Source organism: bacterium (assembly GCA_030649055.1).
In the GTDB taxonomy this organism is placed as follows: Bacteria; Patescibacteriota; Minisyncoccia; order UBA6257; family JAUSGH01; genus JAUSGH01.
This window is the reverse complement of sequence record JAUSGH010000006.1, coordinates 1-13494: the sequence shown is the minus strand read 5'-3', so window position 1 is coordinate 13494 and position 13494 is coordinate 1. Positions and strand designations below refer to the sequence as shown.

General features: G+C 51.7%; 13 protein-coding genes and 1 rRNA gene. 12 read left to right on the top strand and 2 right to left on the bottom strand.

The features are described 5' to 3' along the window. Positions 1 to 2: 2 nt before the first annotated feature. From Q7R85_01650 to Q7R85_01600, 11 genes are all read left to right on the top strand, one after another. The gene (locus tag Q7R85_01650) at positions 3 to 890 is read left to right on the top strand and encodes a transketolase (protein MDO8584805.1); all 888 of its coding nucleotides are present in this window, start codon (positions 3 to 5) and stop codon (positions 888 to 890) included. Positions 891 to 973: 83 nt separating this feature from the next. Further along, complete coding sequence (locus Q7R85_01645) at positions 974 to 1273, top strand: hypothetical protein (protein MDO8584804.1); 300 nt, start codon at positions 974 to 976, stop codon at positions 1271 to 1273. Between the two features lie 131 nt (positions 1274 to 1404). After that, on the top strand, positions 1405 to 2397 hold the full coding sequence (locus tag Q7R85_01640; GenBank protein MDO8584803.1) for a transketolase C-terminal domain-containing protein: 993 nt from the start codon (positions 1405 to 1407) through the stop codon (positions 2395 to 2397). Between the two features lie 35 nt (positions 2398 to 2432). Then, entirely contained in the window at positions 2433 to 3485 is a 1053-nt protein-coding gene (locus Q7R85_01635) for a carbohydrate kinase family protein (GenBank protein ID MDO8584802.1), read from the top strand. 142 nt (positions 3486 to 3627) lie between these two features. Then, positions 3628 to 4911 carry a hypothetical protein gene (locus tag Q7R85_01630; GenBank protein MDO8584801.1) on the top strand — a complete coding sequence of 428 codons (1284 nt, stop codon included), beginning with the start codon at positions 3628 to 3630 and terminating at the stop codon, positions 4909 to 4911. A 73-nt stretch (positions 4912 to 4984) separates the two neighbouring features. Beyond that, the gene (locus Q7R85_01625; GenBank protein MDO8584800.1) at positions 4985 to 5866 is read left to right on the top strand and encodes a class II fructose-bisphosphate aldolase; all 882 of its coding nucleotides are present in this window, start codon (positions 4985 to 4987) and stop codon (positions 5864 to 5866) included. Positions 5867 to 5928: 62 nt separating this feature from the next. After that, the gene (locus Q7R85_01620; GenBank protein ID MDO8584799.1) at positions 5929 to 6678 is read left to right on the top strand and encodes a hypothetical protein; all 750 of its coding nucleotides are present in this window, start codon (positions 5929 to 5931) and stop codon (positions 6676 to 6678) included. A gap of 326 nt (positions 6679 to 7004) precedes the next feature. After that, positions 7005 to 7529 (top strand): hypothetical protein, encoded by a 525-nt coding sequence (locus Q7R85_01615; protein ID MDO8584798.1) that lies wholly within the window; start codon positions 7005 to 7007, stop codon positions 7527 to 7529. A gap of 222 nt (positions 7530 to 7751) precedes the next feature. Beyond that, positions 7752 to 8453 carry a 50S ribosomal protein L25 gene (locus tag Q7R85_01610; protein MDO8584797.1) on the top strand — a complete coding sequence of 234 codons (702 nt, stop codon included), beginning with the start codon at positions 7752 to 7754 and terminating at the stop codon, positions 8451 to 8453. A gap of 202 nt (positions 8454 to 8655) precedes the next feature. Further along, a complete protein-coding gene (locus Q7R85_01605) occupies positions 8656 to 10110 on the top strand; it encodes a lytic murein transglycosylase (GenBank protein MDO8584796.1) in 1455 nt (484 codons plus the stop codon). A gap of 330 nt (positions 10111 to 10440) precedes the next feature. Then, positions 10441 to 11040 (top strand): non-canonical purine NTP pyrophosphatase, encoded by a 600-nt coding sequence (locus Q7R85_01600; GenBank protein MDO8584795.1) that lies wholly within the window; start codon positions 10441 to 10443, stop codon positions 11038 to 11040. Positions 11041 to 11055: 15 nt separating this feature from the next. Here Q7R85_01600 and Q7R85_01595 read toward each other — a convergent pair whose 3' ends face one another. After that, entirely contained in the window at positions 11056 to 11796 is a 741-nt protein-coding gene (locus Q7R85_01595; GenBank protein MDO8584794.1) for a PCRF domain-containing protein, read from the bottom strand. A gap of 60 nt (positions 11797 to 11856) precedes the next feature. Next, the gene (gene rpmE / locus Q7R85_01590) at positions 11857 to 12111 is read right to left on the bottom strand and encodes a 50S ribosomal protein L31 (protein ID MDO8584793.1); all 255 of its coding nucleotides are present in this window, start codon (positions 12109 to 12111) and stop codon (positions 11857 to 11859) included. Positions 12112 to 12441: 330 nt separating this feature from the next. On the opposite strand from rpmE, the gene Q7R85_01585 reads away from it, so the two are divergent. After that, positions 12442 to 13494, top strand: a 16S ribosomal RNA gene (locus Q7R85_01585); the annotation flags it as partial.

Genomic DNA, 13494 nt, shown 5'->3' with positions numbered 1-13494 from the left:
CTATGGAACTGCACGACAAAAAACTGAAACATTTGGAGGAGCTTGCCAATGTGATGCGGCAGGACCTCATCGGAATGCTACTTACGGCCAAGTCGGGTCATTCGGCGGGGCCCCTTGGCATGGCGGATATTTTCGCCGCGTTTTATTTTCATATTCTGAATCATAATCCGAGGAATCCGTTGTGGGCCGATCGCGACCGGCTGATTCTCTCTAACGGCCATATTTGCCCGATTCGTTACGTTGCGATGGCGCACGCCGGATATTTTCCGATTGAGGAGTTGCAAACGCTTCGCAAGCTCGGCAGTCGTTTGCAGGGGCATCCGCATCGCGCGGCGCTTCCCGGAGTTGAGACAACCTCGGGTCCCTTGGGCTCCGGCATGTCGCAGGCGATCGGCGTCGCGCTTGCGGCAAAGCTTGATGGTAAAAAGTATCGTACTTACTGCGTTACCTCCGACGGCGAGCATGATGCGGGGAATACCTGGGAGGCGATTATGTTTGCTGGAAAAAATAAATTGAACAATCTGACAGTGGTAATGGACCGGAATAACATCCAGATTGACGGTGTAACGGAAACGATTATGCCGTTGGAACCGTTGAAGGCAAAGTATGAGGCATTTAACTGGCACGTGCTTGAGGTGGACGGTCATAACATCCGCGCGTTCGTTGACGCGGTTGCGGAGGCGAAGGCGATTTATGAAAAGCCGACGGTGATTGTCGCGCATACAACGCCCGGCAAGGGCGTGGCATTTATGGAGAATAATTATCTGTGGCACGGGACTCCGCCCGGCATCTCTGACGTTCCCGGCGCTCCGCCAAAAGCGGAACAAGGGAAGGCGGCGCTTCAAGAGTTGCGGACGCTAGGAGGAAGAATTAAATCCGAGCACGAATAGGCATGTGTTGCGGTGAGCGTTGTGGTACAATGAATCTATTATTATCTAATGAAAGGTCGAGTGAAGTGTTTTAACAAATCATTATGAAAGAAGGACATTGTGGAAGATTCCATTGGCTGTGCTGCGCGCGTCCGATTCTCGCGAAGCTTACGCTTTGTTTGGCGGCGTTCGCGTTGATCCTCGCGTGGGTTGCGTCGGCAAAAGCGGACGGTATGGTCTGCTTTAAGGCGCGCGTTGATGGAAAGTGCCCCTCGGGACTTCCGGTAGCGCATCTTTTCTGGGATGCGTTGATCCTCGGCGTGCTTTCAACGGGTCTTGGTAACGGACAGCGTTCCGGGATGTGCACGGGCGGAAAGTGCGAGGAGGGTGAGTCTGAAGAATAGTCTTGATGGATTTCGCGATGTGCTGTCGTCCGATGCGTGAGGCTTCGGACGGCGCGCCCTCCAAAGGCGGGCGGGCATCGCGATTTCCCGCAATGACGGGAGGAAACTCCTACCTTTGCGAGAAATTACTTATGGTAAACATCAGCGCAAAACTTTCGGAACAACTTTTTGATCCGGCGATTGCGCAGCGACCCACGCGCGACGGATACGGCGAGGGTCTTTTGGCGGCCGGTGAAGCGGATAAGAACGTGGTCGCGCTTTGCGCGGACTTAACGGAGTCCACGCGCACGCAAAAATTCGCGGAAAAATTTCCGGAACGATTTTTTGAGATTGGCGTCGCGGAGCAAAATTTGGCGACGATTGCCGCGGGGCTTGGAATTTCCGGAAAGATCCCCTTCATTTCTTCATACGCGGCGTTTTCACCGGGTAGGAATTGGGAGCAGATCCGGACGACCATTTGTTACAACGATTCCAACGTGAAGATTGTCGGTTCGCACGCCGGAGTGTCGGTGGGGCCGGACGGCGCGACGCACCAGGCGGTTGAAGATATCGCTACGATGCGCGTGCTCACCAACATGCGGGTGTTTGTCCCTTGTGACGCGGTTGAAGCAAAGAAGGCGACGATGGCCGCGGCGAAACTCTGGGGCCCGGTATATATCCGTCTTACGCGGGAGAAGACGCCGGTTTTTACGATCGAGGCCTCGCCCTATACGCCAGGGAAAGCGGAAGTGCTCTGGGTGGGAAAATCTCCGGAAGTTGCCATCGTTGGCTGCGGTCCGTTGCTCTACAACGCGTTGCTCGCCGCGAAAGAATTGGAAAAAGAAAAAATCGGCGTAATGGTGGTGAATTGTCACACCGTTAAACCGTTAGATGAGGCAACGGTTTTGGAGGTGGCGAAAAAATGCGGCGCGGTCGTCTCTGTCGAAGAGCATCAGGTTGCGGGCGGACTTGGCGGCGCCATCGCGGAGCTTCTCGCGAAGAAATTACCGACGCCGATGGAGTTTATCGGTATGCAGGGCGTGTTTGGCGAATCCGGACAGCCGAGCGAGCTTATTGAAAAATATGGGATGGGAGTGAAGGACATTGTTGCGGCAGCGAAGCGGGCGATAAAGCGAAAGAGATGATCCGCCCGCGCGGAAATTTCTGTTATACTTGAAATATGTTTGACGTCATAACCATCGGCACGGCGACGCGCGATGTATTTTTGCAAAGCCCGGCGTTTAAAGCGGTGAAGGATGAGCATTTCACTTCTGCCACCGGATTTCCATCGGGTGAGGCGGAGTGCTTTGCATTGGGGAAAAAAATTGAAATCGGGAAGCCGGTGTTCACGACTGGCGGAGGTTCGGCAAACAGCGCGGTAACATTTGCTCGTCAGGGATTTTCTACTGCGGCAATCATCACGCTAGGCAAGGATGAAACGAGCAAAGATGTACTTACGGATTTAAAAAAAGAAGGCGTGAAGCCGATTGTCTCGTATATTAAAGATCTGCATACCGCCTACTCCACTATTTTGCTTTCGGAAACCGGCGAGCGGACGATTTTAGTTTATCGTGGCGCGGCGGATTATCTGGGCCGCGTGGCGTTGCCGAAGTTGCATGCGAAAGCCGTGTATATCGCGCCCGGGGCGATACCGGTTGAACGGATGCAGCGCCTCGTTGATCATTTTCATGGTCAAGGCGCCTTTCTTGCTATGAATCCCTCGGGGTATTATGTAAAGCTTGGCATTGCGGCGATGCGGCCGATTTTGGAAAAGCTGGATGTGGTTGTCGTGAATCGTGAAGAAGCCGCGACATTGACCGGCGTTGCGTTTGACGATGAGAAAAATATTTTCCGGAAGTTAGATGAACTGGTTCCGGGTATTGCAGTGATGACCGATGGCCAACATGGCGTAACGGTTTCCGACGGAAAGAGTTTGTATAAGTCCGGTATTTTTGCGGAGCAAAAACTTGTTGACCGCACTGGAGCGGGAGACGCATTCGGGAGCGGGTTTGCGGCGGCGCTTTTGCGGAGTGAAAGCATAAAAGCACAAAAGCAAGAAAGCAAAAAAATTATATTTAGCGAAGAGGAAATTAAGTTCGCAATCCGATTAGGAAGCGCGAATGCGACTTCGGTTGTGGAATATATCGGCGCGAAGGAGGGGATATTAACCAAGGCGAAATTTGATGAGTCGCCAAGATGGAAGAATTTGGACGTTACGGTGCAGAGTTTATAATGCTTTGGTTCAAATTCTAAATCCTAATATCTAAATTCTAAACAAATTAAAAAATTAAAAATTCAAAATCCCTTTTGAGCATTTGCTATTTGAACTTTAGTATTGTTTAGGATTTAGGGTTTTGAAATTAGGATTTTACTGTATGGATACTCCCCAAGGAAAAATTGCTCGAATATTGCGTGTTAGCAAGCAGCTTGTTGTTGATCTCGAGGCGTCAATGGAACGCGCGACGGGTAAGGTTGGAGTGATGGCGCGCATTATGGAAGAAAATGACGCGTTGGTGCGCGATCGTTTGCATCGGCTTGGGTTCGGAGATAAAAATATAAAAGATATAAAGGCAATTGAAATTTTTGACGCACTGCGGTCAAAAATCGAAGCCGATGACCTTAAGATTTTTGAGGTTTGCGGAGTTTTTTCATTGCGGCTGGCGACGACGGCGCAAAAGATCTGCGATTTTGTCGTGAGCGTCACGCCTCCGGGCGAGGGATATTTTTTGAAACTGACCAAAGCCGCGGAACTCCTGAAGGCCGAGCCGCCGAAAAAGGTGCTGGAAGCGCTGGGATACGCGGGTGTGGACGAGATGCTCGCGAAGGAAGACATTCGCGAGGTGTATAGCGCCCTGCGCTTTTTGGAAGACCCGGAGTGGCTCAATACCATTTTTTTCAAGCAGTATGAGCAGCTCACACCAAAGGATTTTGAGTGGCGAAAAATTCACTTGCAGGCACTGCAGGCGAAATGGGCCTCCGTGGCGGAAAAGTTTGTCGCGAAAAAGTATCACAATGTCAGCCACTTGAAAGAGCTAGGGGTCATCTTTGTTATTCCGATTTTTTTGGGTATTTCGGGCGAAACGCTGCGTCTCGTGAGTTTGCTGAACCATTATCTGCATGAGGTTGCGTATTACGCGACGCTGTTTAACGGGTTCATGAAAAAAAGTGAGGAAAAGTTTGCTGCGCATTTGATTTCCGCCTTACGCGGCGATGTTGTCGCGCGGCGGTTGCCTTCGTTCGCGATGGAGGCTTCGCGCCCGCGCTGGTTGATTGTCCAGCGGTATCTCGGAAAAGACGATGAAAATGATTGGCGCTTGTTTGAGCCGCACATCAATCCCGAGGCGTTGCATTGGGCGAAAGCAGAGCAGGACATTCTGAATATTGAACATGTCGTGCGCGGGTTCCGTGATGGGCTGGATTTCTGGGGTGGTTTGGGCTGGGCGGGGGATTTTTTCCCGACCGAAACCGGCGTGCCGGTGCTCGTGAGTTTCAACATTGTTGACACCGTTATGGCGCTGGTGAAAGAAAAAGAGCTTATCAAGTATCTGTATCATCAGCAGGAGGCGCTGTGGAATAAGATTTTTATCAGTTACTTTAGCGAAGTGGAGTTAGAAGATTGGAGTCAGAGGTATATAATACAAGGGTGGTTTGGGGTTTAGCTTTTAGCTTCGTTAGGTTATTAGCTTCATTAGAATGGACAGCCCAACCAACAAGCTAACGAAGTTTTTTCTTATGGAAACATTACGTGAAATAATCGCCGACGCGGTAAAGCGCAAGATTGCGCTCGGGCATTTTAATATTTCCGACATCGCGGGGCTTAAAGCCGTTGTTGAGGCGGCGGTTGAGGTTTCAAGAGAGCTCGGTGAAAAAGTGCCGGTTATTATCGGGACTTCAGAGGGCGAGCGGGAGTTTATCGGCGCGGAAAACGCGGTGTCCTTGGTGCGCAACATGCGCGAGGAGCTTGGCCACCCGATTTTTTTGAATGCCGACCATACCTATTCGTTGGATAAAGTGCGTGACGCGGCGCTCTTGGGCTACGATTCCATTATTTTTGATGGAGCAAAATTATCGCTTGAGGAAAACATTGCGCAAACGCGGGCGGCGGTGGAGCTGGCGAAAAAAATAAATCCGGACATTATCGTTGAAGGTGAGCTGGGATATATCGGTCAATCTTCGGCGCTGCTTGAAAAACTGCCTGAAGGCGTTCAGATTTCCGAAGAAGACTTGACCACACCTGAGGACGCTTTGCGGTTCGTGAAAGAAACCGGCGTGGACTTGTTTGCGCCCGCGGTTGGGAACGTACACGGCATGCTTGTTTCGGGAATGGAGCCGGCGCTTAATATTAATCGTATCCGTGAAATTGCGGAAGCGGTTGGGGTGCCGCTGGTGTTGCATGGCGGATCGGGTTCAAAAGACGCGGAGTTCGTCGCTGCCGCAAAAAGCGGTTGCGCCATTATTCATATTAGTACCGAAATTCGTTTAGCGTGGAGAAAGGGCTTGGAAAAAGCATTTACTGAAAAACCGAAAGAAGTTGCGCCGTATAAATTACTTTCATATTCAGTGGAGGCGATGAAGCAAGTTGTCGCGCAGCGGCTGAAACTTTTTCGGTCCTAGATTTCGGCTGCCGCATATACTACACTGCTCGTAGTGTCTGTTTTCACGTTGGAGGAAGCGCGATGGTGCCGCTGAAGGAAATGGCGATTCGGGTGCTCCTGAATCTCGGCGAGCTTGATCCGAAGGACTACTCCGTTTCTGTGTTTGTCGGCGCGCTACAGCTTCGGAACGAGTGTTCCCTGGTGTGGAATGCGCTTCGTCCGCGTCTTCGCGAATGTAGCGATACGGAGCTCGAGTGGCTCTATATGGAGTATGCGTATACGGACGACAAGGAAATGGCCGCGCTGGAGCGGGAGCTCAAAGGGAGGGTCAGCCGGCTTCCCGCGCCAAAACTCATCGAGCTTCTTGAGCGCATCTGCTTCACATATTCGCCTGAACAAAGTGGCGGAGGCGGAGAGCTCGAGGACGTGGCTGACCAATGTCCCGAGGATGTCGAGGAGGATGCCACAATACTCGCATCGTGGCTGGAGGCAGCGAGCGCACGCTTTGCTTCCATGACCAACGGAGAGCTTGGGTCTTGCCTCCGCGAATCCATGGATGACCCCGTGCGTTTGGCTATCATGGACGTGCTTGTCCCGCGGACCAAGCAGTGGACGCCGGATGAGGTGCTGCTCTTCTGGCGTGACGCCGAGTGTGATGTGACGTTCTTCGAGGTCATGAAGAGCTACGGGTTTACACTTGAAGCATGCAGCGCAAGCGCGATCCTTCAGGCGTTTGACGCACCGAATGCGCGCTGGATCTGGGAGAAGTGCGACGAATTGCTCTACGGACACATCGGCGAGTTCAAGCGCATCGCCGGAATCACTACGTAACGTTCGTTCGGTAATACTTCGGCCGGTCGCCTTGGGCGACCGGCCGAAATTGATTTCGTGTGGTTTGCGGCGTATTGTCGTCGTATTTGCTCGCAAGCCCGAGTAGCCACGTCATTGCGAGGAGCCAGCAGGCGACGTGGCAATCTTACGTTAATATCTTTAATATCTTTATAAATATTTATGTAAGATTGCTTCGGATAATCCTCGCAATGACGAACACGGACGCACCGAGAGTTGTGAGCAGATGCTCATTGGTGATTTGACAAAAGCGCAGTCGTTTGCTACTATGGGTGAAGATTTGCCGGATTGTTTTGGAGGAGGAGAGAATGCCGAAAAAAGGCGAGATTCGGATCCCTGATTACCAGAAGCGTATTGTCGCTTACATCAAAAAGATGGGTGACAATGGTTCCTTCACGGCGATGGACTGCGCTAAGGCGACTGGCGTTTCGCGTAATAACGTCCAGGTATCGCTTTGGCGGCGTTACTCACGGGGCGAGTTGGATCGGGAGCTCGTGGACGGCGTGTGCCTTTATGCCAGGAAGGATGACCCGAAGATCATGATGGAGTCGCCGGGGCTCGTGGCGGAGCTCGTCTGGGCGACGCTCAAGGACGCGAGCGGCGATGAGGAGCTCTCACTTCCCGAGATCGTTCGGAGGATTGAGGCGACGAACGTGAAGCATCTGCTTCACAGTGCCGTCGCGGCCGATCTGTGCAGGTGGCATTGCCTTGGCCACTTGCTTCGCGAAGGTAGCCGTCGCCAGTACCGATACCGCCTCACGGATGCGGCGAGGCAGCTCCCCGCGCGGCCGGTCCTTCCGCACAAGCATCTCGTCGCGCCCGTCTTTGCGTAACAGATCGTAGCGCGCGCCTCGGATGCTTCCATGCATCCGAGGCGCACTGTTTATATAAGCATAAGGAAGGGCTTGCATCTTATGGAGCGTTTTGCTAGTATTTTATACAATACGTTGTTAGTTTAGCTCGTCGAAGTTTATATTAATGTAGTCCTTCGACGGTGCTCAGGAAGTAAAGATTCGCATTATTTGCCCTCATTCGCATTGTTCGCGATTACTCCTATGGAACTAAAAGCAGAAAAACGGGAAATATTTGGAAAGGCGGTTTCAACTCTTCGGGAGAAGGGTTTTATTCCGGCGGAGTTGTATGGCCGCGGTATCGGCAATATGCATTTGGCAATTCCCGCGAAGGATTTCAAAAAGGTGTATAAAGCGGCGGGAGAGAACACCATTGTGACCGTGGTTATCGGCGAAGAAAAGCGCCCGGCGCTTATTTATGATGTGGTGGGCGATGCAATTTCGAGCGAACCGGTACACGTGGATTTGTATCAGGTGCGTATGGATGAAAAAATTCAGACAAAGGTGCCGCTTGTGTTTGTCGGTGAGGCGCTGGGAGTCAAGGACAAAGGAGGCGTGTTGGTGCGTACATTGCAGGAGCTTCCGATTGAAGCAATGCCGGATAAACTTCCGCATACCATCACCGTTGATATTTCTGTGCTTGCCGATATCGGTATGAGTATTAAGGTGGGCGATTTGAATATTTCGCCGGACGTGAAAGTACTTGTGGACGGCAAAGTGATTGTTGCGACTGTGAAAGCAAAGATTACGGAAGAACAGGAAGCGGCGATGCAGGCGGCCGGAAGCGTTGAAACAATTAAGGTTGAAACCGAGGAGAAGGTTGCGGAGCGCGAGGCGGCGAAAGCTGCAGCTGAAGCGCCCGCGGCAGGTGCAGCGCCGGCAGGGGAAGCGTCCGGAAAGAAGTAGGACATAAGATATACGAAGTAAGAACAAAAAATCGGTCGCTTGAAGCGACCGATTTTTTGTTATACTGAAGACATGCCCCGTGCGACAACTTCGATCACGGGTGTATCGTGAAGGACGGCGAAGATTGATACGCTGACACTGATTCTTCGCAAACGAAATTACGCATGAATTATAAACATCAATCGAAGTTGTAGCACAGGGTATGCTCCGAAAACCGAGGGCAATTGTTGAAATTCGGCGAAGTTTTGTGCATCCGCTCAGCCCGCTACGCGCCCGGGTGAATTTGGCGCGTGCGCGGACCATTCGCGTTCCTTTGCGTTCTATCGCGGAAGCGATACTTTTGTCGCTTGTCGCGGTGTACTTTATTTTCGGTTCCGTGCTTGCCCCGGTGCGTTCCAGTGAATCGCTTGCCGCTACGGGACAGCAAAGCGAGGCTGAGCGCAAAGTGCTGGAACAGCAACTCACGGACATCGAAGGTCAAATTTCTCAATACGAGTCCACGGTCGCGAATTATAAAAAGCAGGGCAAAACCTTACAGTCGGAAATTGATCGCTTGAACGCGCAGATTAAAAAGTTTAATTTGCAGATGAAGGCCATCGAGATTTCCATCACGAAGCTGGACGCGGACATCGTGGACAATAAAACAAAAGTTACAGCCGTGGAGCAGGATCTTGATTTTAATAAACAGGCACTCGCGAGGACGTTGCAGCAGATCCGTGAACGCGACGCGACCGGTCTTTTTGAGGTGCTCTTGAAGAACCCGGATCTTTCGGGATTCGTGAACGACCTTAATAACCTTATGGTGTTTCAGGATAATCTCCGCCTTGGGGTTGAAAAAATCAGTAACTTGCGCGTGGAGCTCGTTACTGAACAGGAGGCGCTCGCGGAAAAGCGCACGGACGCCGTGTCGTTACAGCGGTATCAGGACGAACAACGGGTGGCGCTGCAGGGCGTGAAGGGCGAGAAAAGCACGTTGCTCGCGACAACCAAAGGCCAAGAATCTAAGTATCAGGAACTGCTGACGCTTTCCAAAAAGACCGCGGCGCAAATTCGGGCGCAGATTTTTGAATTTTTGGGTGGCGGCGAGTTGTCGTTTGAAGAGGCGTTGAAATACGCGCGCGTGGCCGAGTCGGCAAGCGGCGTGCGCGCGGCGATGATTTTAGCGGTGTTGGATCGCGAGTCTGCGCTTGGACAAAACGTGGGAAAGTGCAAATACAACGAAGTCAACTCGCGGAGTAAAAAGCCCGCTATGCATCCCACCCGCGATACGCCGATATTTTTAGCGATTACATCCGCGCTTGCGATTAATCCTGATACCGTGACGGTGTCGTGCGCGAATGCCGACGGTGCTTATGGCGGCGCGATGGGTCCGGCGCAGTTTATTCCGTCCACGTGGAATTTGTATGCAAAGCGTGTGGGGGAAATAACAGGCAACGAGCCGCCTTCACCGTGGCGCAACGCGGATGCGTTTATGGCGTCGGCGCTGTACCTTAAGGATTCCGGCGCGGCAAAAGGCGCCTCTATTTCTGAAGAGCGGCGCGCGGCGGCGCGGTATTACGCGGGAGGCAGATGGCAGCGGTATTTGTGGACATACGGCGAACGCGTGGTGACGAGGGCGCAGCAGTTTCAGGCGGATATAGATGTGTTGAATGGGTAATTGTGGTCTTGTGGATAATCGCAGACTTGTTTTCTCGCGAGCTGTTTCCGCTCGGATAAATTCTTCTCACTCCAAACCGCGGAAGTTACCGGAACAAGGCGAACTCAACCTTCGCCCCGCTTTGCGATGGCTTCGGGATTCATACAGCGCCATTGTTCCGACTTCGCGGTTTTCCGTTCGGGAATTTATTGCCTCGCTTCAACATGCTCGCTCAAAAGCAAAACCACGATTAGCCCTGGTTGGAGGAGTGATGATAATGTAGCGCCTTCCGCGCTTTGATTTTAAATATTTCGGAAATATGCAGCGGCGGCGTATACTTTTTATATACTTATGCAAAAACTTTTAATTGCTACCAAGAATGTCGGCAAAGCTCACGAGGTCGGCGGGTTTTTTGAACGTGTGGGGATTAAAACGCAATCACTGATAGATTTTCCGGATATCAAGGCGATTGAGGAGACCGGGAGTACGTTTGAGGAGAATGCCATCCTCAAAGCAAAAAGTTATTTTGCATTGTGTAATATGCCTTGCGTCGCCGACGACGGGGGATTGGAGATTGATGCCTTGGGCGGTGAGCCGGGCGTGAAGAGCCGGCGGTGGATTGGGAGAGAGATGACCGATTGGGAGATGGTGGATTACGCGCTCTTGCGATTGAAGGGCGTGCCGCCCGATATGCGCACCGCGCGATTGCGTGCCGTCATCGCGTTTTATGACGGGGATGTTTGTCTCACGGAAACGGATGCGCTGGAAGGCGTGCTACTTCGCGAACGCCCAAGGGATATGGACCCGGGATTACCGTTTCGCGGACTGCTGTTTATCCCGCAATTCAATAAACTTTATAAAGATCTCACGCACGAGGAGCATGAAGCCGTGAATCATCGGAGAAAAATGCTGACGCGAATGTTGCCGAAAATTCAAGCACGGCTTGCATAACAAAAACCGGTCGCCTTAGGCGACCGGTTTTTGTTTCTTTATCTTTTCGAGTAAGACGTCGAGGTCGCCGTTCAGGACTTTTTCAATGTTGTGTACTTTCGCATTGAAGCGGTGGTCGGTGATGCGGTCGTCGGGGAAGTTGTAGGTGCGTATTTTTTCCGAGCGGTCGCCGGTGCCGACAAGGTCGTGGCGGGAGGCCCCGAGTTTTTTCGCTTCCTCCTCCTTTTGCATTTCGTAGAGTTTCGCGCGGATGATATCCAAAGCCGCTTCTCTGTTGGCATGTTGGTTGCGCTCGGCGCGTGAGAATACGGAAATACCGGTGGGTTTGTGGACAATGCGTACCGCGGTTTCCACTTTGTTCACGTTTTGTCCGCCCGGACCGCCGGCGCGCTGGAAGGTGATTTCTAAGTCGTTCATGTTCAGCGTCACGTCCTTTGCCTCTACCTCAGGAAGTACGATGACTGAGGCGGTGGAGGTGTGTACTCTTCCGGCTTTTTCTGTTGCCGGCACGCGCTGGATGCGGTGCACGCCGGACTCCTGTTTCAAGGCGTCATAAACGCCCGCGCCCGACATCTTGCCGATGAAGGTTTTGTATCCGCCAAGCGTTCCGGCACTGGAGTCCAGCGGCACAAAACCCCAGCCGCGTTTCGCGGCATAGCGTTGATACATGCGCGCGAGCTCGCCGGCGAAAATGGATGCCTCGTCGCCGCCGGCGCCGGCACGGACTTCTAATATAATTTTTTGGATGTTTTCCATTTGTTGTATAAGACGAATAAGACCTATATGTCTTATAGGTCTTATTATATATGAGATAATCTACTTCGCCTGCTTCTTTACTCTCGGCTTCTTTTCCACTTTCGGCGCCTTGGCCGCTTTGGTAAGACGTGCTTTAAACTTTTCCACTTTGCCGGCGGTGTCAATGAGTTTCTCTTTTCCCGTAAAGAACGGATGGCACTGCGAACAAATTTCCACGCTTAATTCCGGCTTCGTTCCGCCGATGGAAAACTTGTGTCCGCACGCGCACGTTATTTTCGCGTCTGGATAATACTTCGGATGGATGTCTATTTTCATATAGTGTTTAATATATAGGAGTTTTTAGCTCTTGACAAGCCCCCCCGCACTCCGCTACTATTTAAGTTACAAATTACAGTGAGCGAATAGGAGCTCATTTATCCGTCCCGCGTTCGATGTCCAGCATGGAGCGCGAGACGGATATGTTATTGAATGGACGTTGATAATTTCATAACCATAAGTTAAGGATCCGAACTCATATTTAAACCTATGAGTTCAATGCAACGAAAATCGAAAACTTTTTCGTTGTCCCAACAAACAATAAGGCAACGAGGTTAGCGTATGGCGTTTGGTTTTGCCAAACTTTAGATGCTAAACTCTAGCATTATTTTCTTAGAGGATTTGATCCTGGTCCAGGATGAACGCTGGCGGCGTGGATAAGGCATGCAAGTCGAGCGGTGCAAACCCGCAAGGGTTTGCGCAGCGGCGAACGAGTTAGTAACACCTTGGTACGTACCCCGAAGACGGAGATAGCCCCGCGAAAGCGGGGGTAATACCCGATACGTCGTAAGATGAAAGACGCAAGTCACTTTGGGAGCGGCCTAGGTCTGATCAGCTAGTTGGTAGGGTAACGGCCTACCAAGGCGATGACCAGTAGGGGACCTGAGAGGGTGACCCCCAACGACGGGACTGAGACACGGCCCGTACTCCTACGGGAGGCAGCAGTCGAGAATATTCGACAATGGACGAAAGTCTGATCGAGCGACGCCGCGTGCAGGATGAAGGGCTTCGGTCTGTAAACTGCTTTTCTACCTCAAAAAGTTATTGATTAAGGTAGGAATAAGGAGCGGCTAACTTCGTGCCAGCAGCAGCGGTAATACGAAGGCTCCAAGCGTTATCCGGATTTATTGGGCGTAAAGCGTGCGTAGGGGGTCCTGTGCGTCTATTGTTAAATCTCACCGCTCAACGGTGAGGCCGCAATAGATACGGCAGGACTAGAGGGTGCGATAGGTTACTGGAACATACGGTGTAGGGGTGAAATCCGTTGATATCGTATGGAACACCAAAGGCGAAAGCATGTAACTGGAGCATTCCTGACCCTCAGTGTACGAAAGCGTGGGCATAAAAAAGGATTAGATACCCTTGTATTCCACGCCCTAAACTATGTCGACTAGCTGTTTCGAGTATCGACCCTCGGAGTGGCCAAGCTAACGCGTTAAGTCGACCGCCTGGGAAGTACGGCCGCAAGGCTAAAACTCAAAGGAATAGACGGGGACTCGCACAAGCGGTGGAGCATGTGGTTTAATTCGACGGTAACCGAAGAACCTTACCCGGGTTAGAAATGCACATGAAGACTAGTCGAAAGATTAGTCGTCTCTCAAGGACATGTGCACAGGTGTTGCATGGTTGTCGTCAGCTCGTATCGTGAGACGTTCCCTTAAG

Coding starts and splice junctions, on each gene's coding strand:
- Q7R85_01650 (MDO8584805.1), top strand. CDS start 3: ATGGAACTGCACGACAAAAAACTGAAACATTTGGAGGAGCTTGCCAAT.
- Q7R85_01645 (MDO8584804.1), top strand. CDS start 974: ATGAAAGAAGGACATTGTGGAAGATTCCATTGGCTGTGCTGCGCGCGT.
- Q7R85_01640 (MDO8584803.1), top strand. CDS start 1,405: ATGGTAAACATCAGCGCAAAACTTTCGGAACAACTTTTTGATCCGGCG.
- Q7R85_01635 (MDO8584802.1), top strand. CDS start 2,433: ATGTTTGACGTCATAACCATCGGCACGGCGACGCGCGATGTATTTTTG.
- Q7R85_01630 (MDO8584801.1), top strand. CDS start 3,628: ATGGATACTCCCCAAGGAAAAATTGCTCGAATATTGCGTGTTAGCAAG.
- Q7R85_01625 (MDO8584800.1), top strand. CDS start 4,985: ATGGAAACATTACGTGAAATAATCGCCGACGCGGTAAAGCGCAAGATT.
- Q7R85_01620 (MDO8584799.1), top strand. CDS start 5,929: ATGGTGCCGCTGAAGGAAATGGCGATTCGGGTGCTCCTGAATCTCGGC.
- Q7R85_01615 (MDO8584798.1), top strand. CDS start 7,005: ATGCCGAAAAAAGGCGAGATTCGGATCCCTGATTACCAGAAGCGTATT.
- Q7R85_01610 (MDO8584797.1), top strand. CDS start 7,752: ATGGAACTAAAAGCAGAAAAACGGGAAATATTTGGAAAGGCGGTTTCA.
- Q7R85_01605 (MDO8584796.1), top strand. CDS start 8,656: ATGCTCCGAAAACCGAGGGCAATTGTTGAAATTCGGCGAAGTTTTGTG.
- Q7R85_01600 (MDO8584795.1), top strand. CDS start 10,441: ATGCAAAAACTTTTAATTGCTACCAAGAATGTCGGCAAAGCTCACGAG.
- Q7R85_01595 (MDO8584794.1), bottom strand. CDS start 11,796: ATGGAAAACATCCAAAAAATTATATTAGAAGTCCGTGCCGGCGCCGGC.
- rpmE (MDO8584793.1), bottom strand. CDS start 12,111: ATGAAAATAGACATCCATCCGAAGTATTATCCAGACGCGAAAATAACG.